Annotated in this window: 14 protein-coding genes; 5 read left to right on the forward strand and 9 right to left on the reverse strand. The window is 43.8% G+C overall.

The window, feature by feature from the left end:
- Positions 1–274 precede the first annotated feature (274 nt).
- From V4U88_RS01050 to V4U88_RS01060, 3 genes are all read right to left on the reverse strand, one after another.
- Positions 275–1,252 carry a hypothetical protein gene (locus tag V4U88_RS01050; protein WP_334071362.1) on the reverse strand — a complete coding sequence of 326 codons (978 nt, stop codon included), beginning with the start codon at positions 1,250–1,252 and terminating at the stop codon, positions 275–277.
- Positions 1,253–1,514: 262 nt separating this feature from the next.
- On the reverse strand, positions 1,515–3,326 hold the full coding sequence (locus V4U88_RS01055; RefSeq protein ID WP_334071364.1) for an ATP-dependent nuclease: 1,812 nt from the start codon (positions 3,324–3,326) through the stop codon (positions 1,515–1,517).
- A 425-nt stretch (positions 3,327–3,751) separates the two neighbouring features.
- Entirely contained in the window at positions 3,752–4,027 is a 276-nt protein-coding gene (locus V4U88_RS01060; protein ID WP_334071366.1) for a DUF6809 family protein, read from the reverse strand.
- 150 nt (positions 4,028–4,177) lie between these two features.
- Between V4U88_RS01060 and V4U88_RS01065 the strand changes: the two genes are divergently transcribed.
- Complete coding sequence (locus V4U88_RS01065; RefSeq protein WP_334071367.1) at positions 4,178–4,396, forward strand: helix-turn-helix domain-containing protein; 219 nt, start codon at positions 4,178–4,180, stop codon at positions 4,394–4,396.
- A 95-nt stretch (positions 4,397–4,491) separates the two neighbouring features.
- On the opposite strand, the gene V4U88_RS01070 is transcribed toward V4U88_RS01065, so the two are convergent.
- The 6 genes from V4U88_RS01070 to V4U88_RS01095 all read right to left on the reverse strand — a co-directional run bounded on the left by V4U88_RS01070 (position 4,492) and on the right by V4U88_RS01095 (position 9,629).
- Positions 4,492–4,626, reverse strand: a complete 135-nt coding sequence (locus V4U88_RS01070) for a hypothetical protein (RefSeq protein ID WP_334071368.1) — start codon at positions 4,624–4,626, stop codon at positions 4,492–4,494.
- 153 nt (positions 4,627–4,779) lie between these two features.
- Positions 4,780–6,180, reverse strand: coding sequence for an ABC transporter substrate-binding protein (locus V4U88_RS01075; RefSeq protein WP_334071369.1), 1,401 nt, complete (start codon positions 6,178–6,180; stop codon positions 4,780–4,782).
- Positions 6,181–6,261: 81 nt separating this feature from the next.
- The gene (locus tag V4U88_RS01080) at positions 6,262–7,062 is read right to left on the reverse strand and encodes an endonuclease/exonuclease/phosphatase family protein (RefSeq protein ID WP_334071370.1); all 801 of its coding nucleotides are present in this window, start codon (positions 7,060–7,062) and stop codon (positions 6,262–6,264) included.
- Positions 7,063–7,073: 11 nt separating this feature from the next.
- On the reverse strand, positions 7,074–7,796 hold the full coding sequence (locus V4U88_RS01085; protein ID WP_334071371.1) for a carbohydrate ABC transporter permease: 723 nt from the start codon (positions 7,794–7,796) through the stop codon (positions 7,074–7,076).
- Between the two features lie 101 nt (positions 7,797–7,897).
- Positions 7,898–8,710 carry a carbohydrate ABC transporter permease gene (locus tag V4U88_RS01090; protein WP_334071372.1) on the reverse strand — a complete coding sequence of 271 codons (813 nt, stop codon included), beginning with the start codon at positions 8,708–8,710 and terminating at the stop codon, positions 7,898–7,900.
- 205 nt (positions 8,711–8,915) lie between these two features.
- On the reverse strand, positions 8,916–9,629 hold the full coding sequence (locus V4U88_RS01095) for a GntR family transcriptional regulator (protein ID WP_334071373.1): 714 nt from the start codon (positions 9,627–9,629) through the stop codon (positions 8,916–8,918).
- A 147-nt stretch (positions 9,630–9,776) separates the two neighbouring features.
- On the opposite strand from V4U88_RS01095, the gene V4U88_RS01100 reads away from it, so the two are divergent.
- The 4 genes from V4U88_RS01100 (at position 9,777) to V4U88_RS01115 (ending at position 15,439) form a co-directional block, all read left to right on the forward strand.
- Entirely contained in the window at positions 9,777–10,382 is a 606-nt protein-coding gene (locus V4U88_RS01100) for a TetR/AcrR family transcriptional regulator (protein ID WP_334071374.1), read from the forward strand.
- Entirely contained in the window at positions 10,363–10,869 is a 507-nt protein-coding gene (locus V4U88_RS01105) for a flavodoxin family protein (protein WP_334071375.1), read from the forward strand. The genes V4U88_RS01100 and V4U88_RS01105 overlap by 20 nt, the downstream gene beginning before the upstream one ends.
- On the forward strand, positions 10,866–11,522 hold the full coding sequence (locus tag V4U88_RS01110) for a hypothetical protein (RefSeq protein WP_334071376.1): 657 nt from the start codon (positions 10,866–10,868) through the stop codon (positions 11,520–11,522). The genes V4U88_RS01105 and V4U88_RS01110 overlap by 4 nt, the downstream gene beginning before the upstream one ends.
- A gap of 785 nt (positions 11,523–12,307) precedes the next feature.
- Positions 12,308–15,439, forward strand: a complete 3,132-nt coding sequence (locus tag V4U88_RS01115) for a CBM35 domain-containing protein (protein ID WP_334071377.1) — start codon at positions 12,308–12,310, stop codon at positions 15,437–15,439.
- The last annotated feature ends 38 nt before the right edge of the window (positions 15,440–15,477 follow it).

A 15,477-nucleotide genomic window follows, 5' to 3' on the forward strand; every position in this document is an offset into this window, starting at 1 on the left:
AGAATTAGAAAGGAAGTAATAGAGATTGATCATCATAATACATCAATAATAGATTTGAAATGAGTTATTACAAAATATACATTAGTGCCTTAGTTAATTTTGTTAACATTCCTGTGTCACGACGTCACACCGGCTCCGTCAGGAACCGCCCGCGATACGTTAGTCGGTGCAGCACATATCCGGTGATTCACTTCTATACCAATCGCTCCTTGCTGACGAGAAGCCGTTTAGAATCAAGGCGTGAATATGGATAGGCAAATTTGTGCTGACTTCGTTAAATTACCTTCCAAAATAAGTTAAAGTCGGAATAATAGGCTAGCCTTGGAGGTTTTCTATTGCCTAAGCTACTATTAAATATTTCATAATATTTTGATTTTATTGAATCAGGAAGACTATCCCAATAATCAGGTGATATATGAATATTCTCAATATAAGTTGCAATTAAATTTGATACGATAATCTTTTGTTGTTCTATCGGAACATTGACTATTTGCGAATTAATAAATGTATATCTATTCTTATCTTTAGTTAAGTAACTTAGTAAAACAAATGTAAATCCCTGTTGTGGAAATATAGTGAAAAAAATTGGGGTCATATATGAGTCTGGAGAATTAATAATGTTTCCAATATTATCTCTTCCTAAGAAAAACATTGATGTTGAAGCAATTCCATATTCACTTGGCCAAATTAATAAATCTGTAGTAATTCTATCAAACCTTCCATTCCGCAGGTTCGAGTTCAGTGTGTTCTTTAAACGCTCTATTAATTTGAGGTGCTCTTCATAATCTTTAACTCGACTTTCCAATTTATTAATTGAATTCAACTTTTGTTCTATTGCTTCTTGCAACCGAAACCTATACATTTGATACGAACTATAACGTTCATAATATCCTAACGCAAATGCTCGATAGGCAAATAAATAGTTTTGATGTAAATTTCCTCTAGTGTATTCATTGGCTTCAATTGGTTTAAAGACTTTGCTATCATGATTATTACAAAACCCTGTGAAAGTGGATGCCTTTGATATAGCTACTTCATGTAACCTTACCTTTCCCTTATCCGCTATAGACTTACTAAAATCTATTGTAAGTACCATACTATTTCTTGCTAATCTGTTTAGTATACCATTCTCTTGAAGGGAGTGAGCATGGCTAACTCCGTTGCAAGTATCATCTTGCAGGATACAACCCGAAAAAATCGACTGATTTCTTATTTTTCTATACTTTCTGATTTTTTCTAAGTTATTGTTCAAAATAGTCACACTCCTTAAGAATGAAATTCAAAACTATTCTCGCCAGCACTTTTTACACGACTGTTCCCACGATCGTAACCTCACCGACATGAAACCCGAAGGATTGACCGCGCTGCGGCTAGCGGTGCAAATGTGTCATCTACTATCTTAGGTTGGACGTTTGTTGTGGGGACTTTCTTCGAGAAAATTATAATCTTACAACAAATAGCGATACCTTTGGAGCATGAATACAGTATAAGGTAAAATAATTGTTATCTTAGAGCTATCCAATCTTTCTAAACAAGTCAAGTTTAAGTAATAAATTCTTAAGGTCCTCTGGTATTTCGCTCACTGAAAATTCATCGATGATTTTAAAATCAGTCAAACTAATATTATAAATTTTTTGAAGCTCTGCTCTTAATTGTTTTAAAACTTCCTTGCCGGGAACTATCTCCATTCTAGTTTTAAGATCCCTCCACTTATCTTCAAATATCCCCATAGAATCTCTATTTATTGTTGCTTGATCAAGCCCTGAACTCCTTAAGTATTCTGCTCTTCTAGCTAAGTATTGTGATTGAATGTCTATCTTCATTGAGGTTGTAATGTTATCGAGAATCCGAAAAACAGATTCAGATTCAGCTATTTCATTTCCGGTTCTTTTCTCTCTATCACGTATAGCCTTTTTTATTGCTTTATCAAGAACATCCGGTTCTAATAGATAATTTTCAATTTCCTTTCTTTCATGTATATGAGAAAATTCAAGATGTTTATTTAGTTCAACTAGTATACTATTTATCTCTTCACTACACCTGTAATCTTTATCAAAGACTGCCCCGATATGCAGTGAAGAATTCAATGTTTCTTTAAAGCCCCAAGCAAATGAACGAATAGTATCCCAATATGAAAATCCACCGCATTCAAATGCAGTTATATCATTTCCTGTTGCTAATTCAACTAATCCTAAGTTCTTAGCAAACCTCCTTAATATCTTATAATCATCCAACCCCTCTACGAATAATAATCTTCCTGTCCTTGCTAAATGTGTTAGGGTAATATTTTGAATTGATCCAACAGCATCCATTGCTTTCTGAATATCTTCAATATCTTTTAGTCTTTCTGCCGATCGCAACGATTTATTTATCAAAAGAATTTCGGATGCGTCTGCTTCACCCATAATTTCAGTAGAATGTGATGCTATTATTATATCTGGACCACAGTCTCTAAGTATTCCCAATAGTTGTCTCTGAACATCTGGATGTAAATACACTTCTGGCTCATCTACAATCAAAATTGAAGACTCTCTACAACGTGAAATATGTGTTAAAAGCTGGCACCAAATTTGAAATCCAAAACCCGACCAATAAAGTTCACGTGCTATACGATTTTCATTACAAAACATTATAAGTTCAGAGGACATAACGTTTGTTTGTTTTGGAGGCTCTATGGTCATTCCCGGCCAAGTTTTACTAACTAGTTCAGAAAATTCTTCAAAGCCTTGTGGATAATACCTCCAATAATTCCGGAAATGTCTAGAGGCTCTGTGGGTAGTTAGTCCTTTCCTCACAGTTTCTTCTGAAATTATTTGTTCATTTTGCTCGATTGGGCCTAACACTGGAACTATTTCTAACGAAATAGGGAATTGTTCCTTAAACTGCTTTGGGCCGGTGACAATTTTACCTTTAGTTTCCGTTAACAAGTAACACCCACCTGAAAAGGGGAAAAATAAAATTAGACGATTTCCATTTGATAAACGGAAATTTACTATAGAATCAATTTCAGCATAGTCGGTATGAACATTTTCTAGAGACATTGGCAATGCTTCTTCAGAGATTGGATAGCCGAACTTATCACCTTCGGGAGTGTTAACAATTGATGCTTTTTTTGAAAGAGCTTGTCTAATACCTACTCCTAATGCCCGAAACGCACTTATTATTGTAGATTTCCCACTATTATTTGGTCCCACCAAAATATTCATTCGTTGTAGCTTGACAGAAAAATTTTTAAGAGCTTTAAAATTTTTAAATTCTACAGAGGTTATACTTGCTTTGCTAGTCATATATATTTGTTCCTCCTTAATTTGGTTATTTAAATCCACCTAACGTTTCTCCCATTTACGTAACTCCTCAGGAATAGCAATAATTCCACTTTATGACTGAGGTCCCTGTTTGATATTCAAAATATACCTATCGACTTTTATTATTTTTACTCTTTTAGCTAAACTGCCCAAGTTTCAATTTTTTCCTCTTAGCACCAATTTCAAATAACGCTCTGTCTACGAATTCAGAAATTACAAGAATACGAATAAAATAAAATGCCTATTAGAAATAGTATTTATGGCCTATAGTCCTATTCTACAATATAATTGGAATAATATGCCGAACAAATAACTATTTTCTCGAAAATAAAAAACTTCCGCTAAAATTAGCGAAAGCATTGAATCTATATTTTATTTATACGCCAAAAAGTACTTACAGCTTCCCAATTTTATTTATCAAGCCCCAGCTCCGCCTTCCATCAATCTCACTTCCCCTCCCCACAAAACACCTCGACCATCACCAAAGCCCCCATCCTAAACCCCTGAACAAAAGCCTCACTTACTACCATAGAACTAGATTCCCCGTTCAAATCCAAGATCTCCTCAAGGGTTTTGAAATCGCCCTCCGAAAATCTTTGCTTGGCTTCCACCATCAAATCAGATAGTTTTCTATTGAGCTGGCGATATTCGGGATCGGTAGGGATCATTCGCTCTTCTGGGTTTAGATTGCCTCTGTAAAGCTCCTCCAAAATACTCTTCATTCGACTCACCCTTTAGGAATTATGTAAACGGTATAGTTTAGAATCTTTAAAACGGCCAACAATTCAAGTATAAATAGATTTTATGCGAAAAATGCATAAAACTCAATATGCAGTTTTCGCATAAATTAAACTTAGCTTGGGTGATGAACGATGTACAAGAGAATACGCGATTTGCGTGAGGACAGGGATATGACGCAACAACAATTGGCAGAGTATCTAAACATCTCTCAAGCAACCTATTCCCGATACGAAAACGGGAATTTGGACGTACCGAGTTCTGTGTTGATTAAGTTATCCGGATTTTACAACGTAAGTATCGACTACATTCTGGGTCAGACAAATATCTCTAAGCGACCTACGGAAAAATAGTTTGGTTAAATAAAAAATAAACAAGCCCAAGTTAATATACAACTGAGCTTGTCTTTTTTCCTCCCCCTACTTCTCCACCAACGCCCCCTGCAAATTCACCGTGTTAAACTCGGATCCGCTCCAATCGTGGTGTCTCCCGCCGCTTTGGCCTTCTCCAGCGCGGCATTATATCGCGCGTTCAAATCGCTCAATACCTTGTCCAAATTCTGGCCGTCGAAGATGATAGCCAAGCGATCCGGCGATACCCTCCACCTGCATTCCCCTCCAAGCACACTCCTTGATCGAGCCATTTACAACAAAAGAACGTGCATGGGCCGATCAAGGCTTCCCATGCACGTCTCATATTTGTCATTACAACACGATTATCAAGGACTACTTTTTATTTACTCTATTGTAGTCTTCTTATTTACTCTATTGTAGTCCTCCAAAGCTTTGTTGGAGGCGGCGGCCATATCTTTAATGGCTTGGTCGATATCTTTTTTGCCTGTAACATAGGCCAGGGTTTCATCCTTTATCGCGCGGTTGAATTCACCGGAGACCGGGTTCATGGGTTCCTGAGTTTCCGGAGACGACGCGTGCAGTTGCTCGATTGCGGTTTTAAATAAAGGATTGTCCTCCAAATGCTGCTTCATTTCAGGCAAATCATAGGTTTTTTTGTTGACCGGGAAATAACCGGTGCCTGTATGCCATGTAAATTGGGTTTTTGGAGAAGTGCTGTATTTCATATATTCCCATGCGGCATCGATGTTCGATGGTTCGCCTCTGTCCACCAGGTACAGCGCCGAACCGCCGACAGCTACTCCGCCTTTGTCACTTTCATGGACCTTAGGCAAGAACGCGGTGCCTACTTCAAATTTATCGCCCACCGCGGTTAACGTTCCTTTTACTCCTGCTGTAGAATTAAGGAACATACCCAGCTTTCCTGCAGCAAAAACCTCGTTCGTTTTTACTTCGGGGCCCGTTTGGATGCCGCCGTATTCCACAGCCTTTTTCCAAGTGGTTAGGAATTCTTTCATCGTACCTGTCGAATCAAATTCTACTTGGGTCATGGTGTCTTCACGACCGTTTTTGTTATTGCCGATATAGCCTCCCTGCATCCCGATCCAGCTCGACAAGTGGTATTGGTCCGGCGTTACGGAAAGACCCCATTGCGTCACTTGATCTCCGTTTCTCTTCGTCATCTTGGCGGCGTATTGGCCCATTTCATCAATGGTTTGAGGAGGTTTATTCGGGTCCAACCCCGCTTCTTTAAACATGTTTTTATTGTAGTACAACAAAACTGTAGAGTTGGCAAACGGAACTCCCGCCAATTTGCCTTTGAAGCTGAAGGAAGAAACGGTATTTGGCTCTAAATCCGCTATATTGAAAGACGGGTCTTTATCGATCATCGATTGCGCCCAGATAATACTAGGCACATCCTTGATATATGCCGTGTCCGATGCGGGAACTTGTACGATATCCGGCAAGTTTTTGGTATCCTTCGCCTGGACGGCCGCTTTTACTTTTTTCAGCAAGTCCTGGTAACTGCCTTGAAATACCGGCGTAACTACGATCCCCTTTTCCTTACCTATCGTATCGTTGAAATTTTGGACGACTTCTTTAACCACACCTTCATTCGTGCCCCCCATGGCATGCCAAAATGTTAAATTAACCGTTCCGGATTGGCTGGCTTTAGCCATCGCGCTGCTGCTGGCGTCCATGTGAGATGCGGTTGTGTCGGTTTTCGTCCCGCACCCGGTAAGTAGTATGATCGATGCGGCTAGTACTGCAATGGTTTTCCTCATTCCCAAATCCTCCTAATGGTTATGTGTGTTTTTTATATTAACTACCTATCAGTGCGCTGGGTCTGCGTCTGAATGGGCAGATTAATCTGCTTGCATTTCCATATGGGCCACGATCGGATAATGATCCGACGGGTACCCCTCTTCAACCTTGTCTCTCACAATCGCACTGGATTTAAAGTCAATCCCTTGACTGCTCATAATGTAATCGATAGGGCTGCCTTCTGTGCCCCCCTGATAGCCGTGAAACGTTCTGCTATGTTTCTTCTCTTCCTCGGACATGAGGTCGAAGCAGCTTGTCATAGGCTCGAATTCATGGATCACATCGAGCAATCCGCTCTCCGGAGTATCGTTGAAATCGCCGGTTAGTATGACCGGTAAGGGGATGCCCAGATTCTGTTCCCGCATGTTTTTCAAAATCAGTCTCAACCCATCTGTTCTAGCCACCTTGCCTATATGATCCAAATGAGTATTAAAAAACCTTATCGCGGGCTTTGTCTCGCCATGAAAAGCAAGCTCAACCCATGAACAAATTCTTTCGCATTGGGCATCCCAGCCAAAACTGCCGATCACATCCGGAGTTTCCGACAACATAAACGAACCGCTTCGCAAGATGGAAAAACTGTCCCTTTTAACAAAAATAGCGCTGAATTCCCCCGCCTCTTCCGCACGGGTTCGATTGACCCCATACACGTCATAGGTTCCGTGGAATCGGTCTTTTAGCCAATCCAGCATAGGAACAGTCGCTTCCTGCGTACCGATCAAATCCGGCTTGCGGTCCTCGATGATTTCGGCTACCCAATGCTTTCTTTTTTCCCATACATAAGGGTCTGTAGCTACTACGGTACGCAAATTGAATGTCATCACTGTAAATGCTCTGCTCACTTCAACGCCTCCTATCCTTTAATTGCGGAAAATGTAATCCCTTGTACCAACTGCCTCTGGAATACGAGGAAAATAAATACCGATGGAATCAGAATGACCGTAACCCCCGCCATTACCGGACCGTACACCATGCTTTCTTCGAATTGGAGCATAGTAATTCCAACCTGCACGGTTCTCATATGCTCGGTGTTGGTAACCAATAAAGGCCACAAGTAAGCATTCCACAGCCCGATAAAAGAAGCGATAAATATGGACGACAATACGGATTTAGACATCGGCAACAGGATATTCAGAAAAAAACGCAGATCCCCGCAGCCATCGACGAACGCGGCATCCCTGAAATCCCTCGGCATCGTTTTGAAATGCTGCCGCAGCATAAACATAAACGTAGCCGAGGCGATCATGACAATCATAATGCCTGCGTAGGTGTTGATTAATTTCATATTCGCTACGGTGATGTAATTGGTAATAATGAGCATATCGCCCGGAATCATCATCGTTCCCAGAATAATCAGAAACCAAAAATGTTTGCCTTTAAAATCGAAGAAAGCAAAGGAGTACGCCGCTAAGCTGCTTGTAATTAATCTTCCGATCGTTCCGATCGACGCGATCAAAAAGGAGTTCCACATAAATAGAAGAATAGGCGTGGACGTAAACACCGTCTTGTAATTCTCCCAATATAAGGTGCTTGGAAATAACTTCGGAGGATATGAGCTTAGGTCAGACGCGCTCATGAAGCTTACTCCCACGCAATAAATAACCGGAAAGGAGACAATCAGTCCTACAAGAAGACAAAGAATGCTCATGAACAGCTTGTGTACATACCTGGATCTCATCATGTGTAATGAACTCCTTTTTTCTCATATACAAAGCTCAGCAAAGTAACCAGCATAACAATGACGAAGATTAAGACCGCTACAGCGGATCCGTATCCGTATTTCGCATTCTCAAACGCCTCGATGTACATCCAGTACATCATCGTTTCCGTAGATCCCATAGGCCCCCCTTTCGTGATAATCCATACGGGACCGAAAACCATCAATGAACCGATCAAATCCGTACAAATTAAGAAAAAAATCGTCGGAGAGATTAAGGGCATTTTTATGCTTACCAGCTTCTGAAAATAGTTGCAGCCTTCCATATCCGCCGCTTCCAGCAACTCTGACGGCACATTGCGGAGCGCCGCAAGCAAAAACAAAAAGCTGAATCCGAGTCCCATCCACACGCTAAGGATCGAAATGCCTACCATCGCATATTTTTCATCGCCAAACCAGTCGATGCCTAAGCCTGTCAAATAGTTAAACATACCGATTGTCGGATTCATAAGCAGTTGGAAGATCATGACTGCCGAAGACATGGATACCGCCATGGGCAGTGCGAACATAATTTGATAGATGTGATTTCCTTTTCTCTTCTTTTCCGCCAAAAGCGCCAAAGCCAAACTGATCAAAAATGTAGCGGGAATCGTTATCGCCGTATATTCCAACGTATTTAACAAGGTATTGACCAACATCTTATCTTTGAAAAGATTAATAAAGTTTTCGAACCCAACAAACTCAACCGGGTTTCCATTCAGATCAACCAAAGTAAATCCCAAGTAGACCGTCTTGGCGAACGGATAATAGGTGAACAAAATAACAAACAGCAAACATGGCAACATAAACAAATAAGGTTTGATTATTTTTTTTATCCAGCCCATACAGGACTCCCTTCCCATTTTTCAAGAGGTATAGACATCTTTGCCAATATCGTAACGTAAAAGTATTCGCCGACTGTCAAATCGATTTATATGTTTTGTAAAGCAAAAGAACCCGCTCTGTAGAAACAGAACGGGCTCCTCGCGGTCAAATCGGCTAGATCGTGCGTCTTATACGGAACGTGAAGACATCGTTGCGCAAATAATCCAGCGAGTACAGGACTGGCTGATTGACTTCGTCATAATGAGTCTGCTTCAGCAGCAGCACGGTCGTTTGCGGGTGCAGCAGAAGCCGCTGGCAATTGCGGTCGATATGCAGCGGTACGCTGATTTCCGAATCGGCCGTCACGATCTTGCGGCCAAGCTGCTTCTCGAAAAATTCCAGCAGCGAGCCTTCGAACTGATCGTTATCGAAGCGATCCCCCGCGATCTGCCGGGGGATGACGTTGATCGAATAGGAAACCGGCTCTCCGTTGGCCGAACGAAACCGCTCCAGCATAATGACCGGATCATCCGGCTGAATGCCCAGCGCTTGGGCAGCTTCCGGCGCGCATCGCTCCGTCTTGAGCCGAACGCGTTCCTCGCCCTCATCCAACCGGGCGGCCTGAATCATCGAGCCGATGCTCGACAGCTTCTCAAGCGAACTTGAGATGAGCGGCAGCGGCTGGATCACGAACGTTCCCACTCCGTGCTTGATGAGAAGCCTTCCTTCCTGCTCCAGCGCACGAACAGCCGAACGAAAGGTTTCGCGGCTGACGCCGAACTCCTTGGCCATCACCAGCTCCGAAGGCATCCGTTCGCCGATTCGCAGTTCCCCGTTGTCAATCATTTCCGTTAACCGCTGCTTGACTTGATAGTGTTTGGCCTGCATAACTACGTCTACTCCTCTAGACAACTTTATTCAATTCTGCTGGATATCCGTATCCGTTGTCAAGTAGGACATGACAGCCTTCAATCTTGACAGCGTCAAGATTTAAAGTTATCTTTACATTGTAAAGTTAAAGAAGGAGCGATATTTTTGAAACCTAAACCCTATCATCATGGAGATTTACGTAACACCTTAATCGAAACCGGCATTGAGCTGATTAGCGAGGAAGGGTTGGGAGGTTTCTCCTTGCGTAAGGTTGCAGCCAAATGCGGTGTCAGTCACGCTGCTCCTTACAGTCATTTCAAGGATATGCAGGAGCTGTTGGCGGCCATGGCAGATCATGTCACCGAGCAGTTTACGGCTTCCCTACAAGCCTCCATTGAAGGGCAAAACGACCCCATGTCGGCCATGGAAAAGCTTGGAACGGCCTATATTACTTTTTTCGAGCAGCATCCCACTTACCTGCCGTTCTTATTTTTTCAGTCGGGCATCATCATTCAGGTAGACGAAGGAGCGGAAGATGTTCCCCCTTATCCACCGTTTGCGGTATTCCGGGAAACCGGCTACCGGCTGTTCCGCAGTTTGGGTCTTCCACCTGAGCTGGACGGCACAATGCTGATGGCTTACTGGTCGCTTGTACACGGCGTGGCATCACTACTATCCAGCAGCGGCATTCGATATTCAGGCAATTGGCAAAAGGTATGGCAAATCATTCTTCAATCGGGAGGAACAGCAAATGAGACTGATTGTCCATGATCTAGCGAACCATGATTATGATGCTTGGCTAAGCGGCTTCAGCAGGGATACGGATGAAGTCATTGGAGAGTCCGGTACCATTCGTCATTGTGTAGGCTGCTTTGGTTGTTGGGTTCGCACTCCGGGAACCTGCGTGCTTAAAGACTCCTATAAGCACATGGGCGAACGGTTCGCCGCCTGCGATGAATTGGTGCTGATCAGCCGCAACGTGTATGGAGGATACAGCCCGTTCGTCAGCAATGTGTTGAACAGGTCATTACCCTATGTCCTACCCTATTTTGTAATCCAAGACGGTGAGACACATCACCAGCAGCGCTACAAGCAGCGATTCAAGTTCTCGGTCCATTTCTATGGAGAAGGAATAACGGAGGCGGAACGCCACACGGCACAAGCATTGACCCGGGCCAATGCAATAAATCTGGATGCGTCCCATTATAGTGTTTCTTTTCACAACACACTTCACGAGTTGGCGGAGGTACAACCATGAAAATTGCATTGATTAATGGCAGCCCAAAGGGTGGACCAAGCAACTCCGGATTTCTGCTGGAAAAGCTCAAGCCACTCATCACCGAAGGCAACGAGCTCCACTCGTACCGAGTTAATGCAAAGCAGTTGAAACCTGAGCAATATCGGGAGCTTAACGAAGCCGATGTCATCGTGCTGGCATTTCCGCTTTATTTTGATGCCATCCCTTCGCATCTGCTGCGGATGATGGTCGAATTGGAGAATTACCGGCAGAGTGAGCCAGGGAACCCGAACCTCATCGTTTATGCGCTAATTAATAATGGATTTTTCGAAGGGCGTCAGTGCACCCTTGCAGCAGATATGGTGAGTAACTGGTGCATACGCTGCGGCTTCCGTTTTGGAATGGCCGTTGGCCACGGAGCAGGAGAGATGTTCCACAACTTAAAACAGGTGCCGCTGGGTAAAGGCCCACTGAAGAATCTCGGCAAGGCGATGACCCGGCTCTCCACGGCCATCCTCACCCGCAGCAGTGCAGAATCGCTGTTTATTCAGCCAAACTTCCCGCGTATTCTATGGCGTTTGTCCGCTACCCATTTCTTCTGGCACCGCAAAGCAAAGCAGAATGGACTCCGGCCGAAGGATCTGAGGAAGCAGCCGTTTCAGGAAAACCGGTAACGAGGATAGATCATGCGTTTCAATGATATGGAGATGCTACTTGTCCCAGATCCACCCCATGCCCCTCGCTGACGGACAAAGCAATCAAATGCAGGAAAGGCGGAGCTGGGCAAGGATGTGATAGGGTTTCGAATGTACGTTGCCAACAGTAGATATAAAGTCCCGCCGTCGGAGTCTGCATCATTAACGGGAAAATTTCCCGTTAATGTACCTCTCTTGGCTCTTCGATCAGATTTAGCTGGAAAAGCTCCATCTATTTCGCGGCCCGATTGCCGATATACACAATTTCAGGCGAATTAACGGGAGGTTTTCCAGCTAATTCGCCTCTGCAGCCGCATACGCACCAAATTAACGGGAAGAATTCCCTTTAATTCGAACCAAACCCTTAGTTGCGGGTCAAGCGTGTGAAGAGAACTCTTTGCACTGCTGTCTAATATCAAATCAATGTACAGAAAATATCAAACCCCGCGGGGATTTCCGCGGGGTTTGTCTTCGTCATTCAAAACTGTTTATTATTGTCACAGAAAGAGCGGCAGCTTGTCCTTTAGCTTCAACGCCCCGCCGCCCGCAAGCAACGGTTCCGGTTAAAGTAAAAAAATCATAAGAAAGCTAAAGAAAAATTAAGAAAATCGAGTTTTCATTTAAAACCTTCCTTCTGCAAATATAATCCCTCAAAATATTGTATAACATGATGCTGAAAAACAGTTCCGTTCTTAATTTATAATGAATCTGTAGCGCTACAAAAAAATGAAAGCGTATTCAAATAACTGAAGGAGGAGATTACAATGAGACAAAAAAGTCTAATTATACTTCCCTTTGTGATGATCGTTTCATTATGGCTATCAAGTTTGACAAATGCAGAGGTAACATCTAGTTATACGAACCCACTGATGGGCGGCGCCGACCCTACCATTGCCAGGGCTGCCGATGGTTACTACTATTCTGCTTCTTCCGGTGACAACAATATCACTTTAAAAAGACATGAAACCATTCTTGGAGTGGCCACTGCCAAGAGCAAAGTAGTCTGGAAAAAGCCGGATAACTTCGGATATGTATGGGGGCCATACATTTATAGACTGGAAGGCAAATGGTATCTTTATTTCTCTTCCGGTCCAGAGAACAGCTTCGGTTACGGACATCCCAGCTCTTACGTCCTGGAGAACGCTTCTCCCGATCCTTTTGAAGGAACTTGGGAACTCAAGGGGGAATCGGCGAATGCCGACAGCGACGGACAGATTACCACCAAGAAGGGGCTGCTAAATACGGAAAGCTACGGCCTGGCTTGTGGCATTGTAACGATCAAGGGGGAAAGCTATTTCACCTATACCAAATACTACTATTACCCTGACCCTAATGATCCTGCCAAGACGAAATTCGACGAAAGTCCAACTATCGTTAAGATGGAGAACCCATGGACATTGGAAGGCTCAGAAGTTACCATCGCCATGCCGCAATATGACTGGGAGAAGCACGGTGACAACATCAATGAGGGGGCTGCTGTAGTTGAGCGAAACGGCAAAACCTATTTTGCCTACTCGGTGAGCAGCTTTATGAATGATAATTATGCCGTTGGCGTCTCCGTAGCTGACGCAACAGCGGACGTGATGAATGCCTACTCTTGGCTGAAGCATCCCGAGCCTATCATGAAGCGCTCCGATGAGAATAGCTCTTACGGGCCAGGATCGCCTCTGTTCCTGAAGTCTGAAGACGGTACAGAGGACTGGATCATGTACCACGGAATTCCGACTCATGGCCAAGGTGGAGGGAACCGGGGCATCCGGGCCCAAAGAATCCATTGGGACGATCAGGACTTCATCAATCTCGGGATTCCTTCCAATCCGGGTACGGTGCTGAACAGACCTTCGGGTGAGGAAAACAGCGAAACCTATGAAGCTGAAGACGCCTTGCTGTCGGGAGTTTCCAAGGTTATTGGCAAAAGCGCGTACGCTTCGGACGGTGTCTATGTCAAATACAATAAAGGCAGCAACAATGACTATGTGGAGTTTACGGTTAATACAAAAGCTCCAGGAAAGTACTCTCTGGATTTCAGATACAACAATAATACGCCAGATTTAATTAATATGAGGCTGGGAGTGAATCAAGAGCAACCGCGAGTTGTTAGCTTTGCGTCCAATGCAGGTTTTAATGCCAACTTCGATATTCAATCCGTTCATCAAATCCAGCTTCATGCCGGAAGCAACAAGATTCGTCTGGCTGGCAAGAGCGCTCTGGCTCTGGACGCCTTAATTATTAAAAGAAGCAACTTATATGAGGCAGAACAGGCCGAACTATCCGGCAACGCCAAGGTAGACACGGACCATGCAGGCTATAGCGGCACTGGATTTGTAGGCGGATTATGGGTGCCGAATTCAGCCGTTACCTTCAAGGTCAATGCCCCTTATGCAGGCAATTACTCTGTTAACCTGGGCTACAGTTTAGGGTTTAGTGGGGATAGGAATCTAAGCATGTATGTGAATGGTCAGAAAATCAAACAGGTTGATTTCTTTAGCTTAGGAAGCTGGGATAAGTGGGCCGACCGTTATGACAATGTGTTCCTTAACGCAGGGGAAAATACGATAATGTACAAATATGATGACGGCGACACCGGCAATGTCAATCTGGACTATATCACCGTTACCGAGGCAGCGACCTGGCATTACGGAGCAGAATATGCTCAAACCACCGGTGCGCCAGATACCCATGTCGTTTACGAGCAAGTTGGAAATCAGGGAATCGGTTATGTAACGGGGTTGTCCCAAGCCAATTCATCCGTTGAATTCTCCGTGCATATAGAGAATGCGGCGTCCTATGATGTTAAACTGAGATACGCCCATGAAGCAGCCGGCAAAACCCTAGCACTGTATTTGAATGGCACCTTTGTTAAACATGTAACTCTCCCTGCTACCGGAGGGCTCACTGTCTGGAAGGAACAGCTTGATTCCCTAAACCTGCAAGAGGGAAATAACACGATTACCTATAAGAATGAAAACAATCATTCTGGCATCATTAACCTGGACAGCATTCATCTGAACAAACGGACGCCTTGGAGGTATCAGGCAGAAGAAGCTGGTCGGAAAGGCAGCTTAAAAGTTGCCCAGGATCATCTAAGATATGAAAATAACGGATTTGTCGCAGGGTTTGAGCAAAAAGGGGATGCCATTACCTTTGAAGTCAACGTGCCCAATACAGCTTCCTATACTTCTACATTGAGGTATTCCGGTGCACAATCATCCCATGTAACCATGACCCTGTATGTGAATGAAGAGCGCATCAAACAAGTCTCCTTGCCACCAACGGCGAATTGGGATACCTGGGCGGATGCTACCGAATCCATTCATCTAAGAGCAGGGAAAAATACGATTCGACTCGCCCGTGAAGCAGGAGATACCGGGAGATTCAATATTGATAGCCTCACCATTGATAAATTCAGTGGCGGAAGCATAAGCTCCAATGCCAAGAAGATTATTCCGGAAAAGATGGTAAAGATCCAGCCCAAGCATAGCGGGAAAGCCCTGGATGTGGACCGGGTATCAAGCGAACCTCAAGCGGTCATTAACCAGTGGGCCAATGGCGACGGAAATAATCAATTATGGCGCTTCCTGGACCTTGGCACAGGGTACTATCAGATTCAATCGGTTCAAAGCGGTCATGTCATGGATATCCTTCCTGGTTCAGCCATTCAGCAAATCTGCCAAAACACCAGAGCCACCGGGGCCAACATCCCCGATACGCAACAATGGAAGTTAGAACAAGACGGGGACTACTATAAAATCATCAACAAAAGTAATGGAAAAGTCATTACTGTAGAAAGGGCCTCCTATACCAACGGTGCCACGGTAAGGTTGGCTGTTGACCAGGGCAACGACAATCAACGCATGAAGGTTGAAATTCGCAATCTAAGCGACAGTGAATTTTAATTGAGGAAGTCCGTGAGATAGATTTAAGAGAATAGCTG

It is taken from the genome of Paenibacillus sp. A14 (assembly GCF_036864815.1).
Classification (GTDB): Bacteria; Bacillota; Bacilli; order Paenibacillales; family Paenibacillaceae; genus Fontibacillus; species Fontibacillus sanfengchensis.

Coding starts and splice junctions, on each gene's coding strand:
- V4U88_RS01060 (WP_334071366.1), bottom strand. CDS start 4,027: ATGAAGAGTATTTTGGAGGAGCTTTACAGAGGCAATCTAAACCCAGAA.
- V4U88_RS01065 (WP_334071367.1), top strand. CDS start 4,178: ATGTACAAGAGAATACGCGATTTGCGTGAGGACAGGGATATGACGCAA.
- V4U88_RS01075 (WP_334071369.1), bottom strand. CDS start 6,180: ATGAGGAAAACCATTGCAGTACTAGCCGCATCGATCATACTACTTACC.
- V4U88_RS01085 (WP_334071371.1), bottom strand. CDS start 7,796: ATGAGCGCGTCTGACCTAAGCTCATATCCTCCGAAGTTATTTCCAAGC.
- V4U88_RS01095 (WP_334071373.1), bottom strand. CDS start 9,629: ATGCAGGCCAAACACTATCAAGTCAAGCAGCGGTTAACGGAAATGATT.
- V4U88_RS01105 (WP_334071375.1), top strand. CDS start 10,363: ATGAGACTGATTGTCCATGATCTAGCGAACCATGATTATGATGCTTGG.
- V4U88_RS01110 (WP_334071376.1), top strand. CDS start 10,866: ATGAAAATTGCATTGATTAATGGCAGCCCAAAGGGTGGACCAAGCAAC.
- V4U88_RS01115 (WP_334071377.1), top strand. CDS start 12,308: ATGAGACAAAAAAGTCTAATTATACTTCCCTTTGTGATGATCGTTTCA.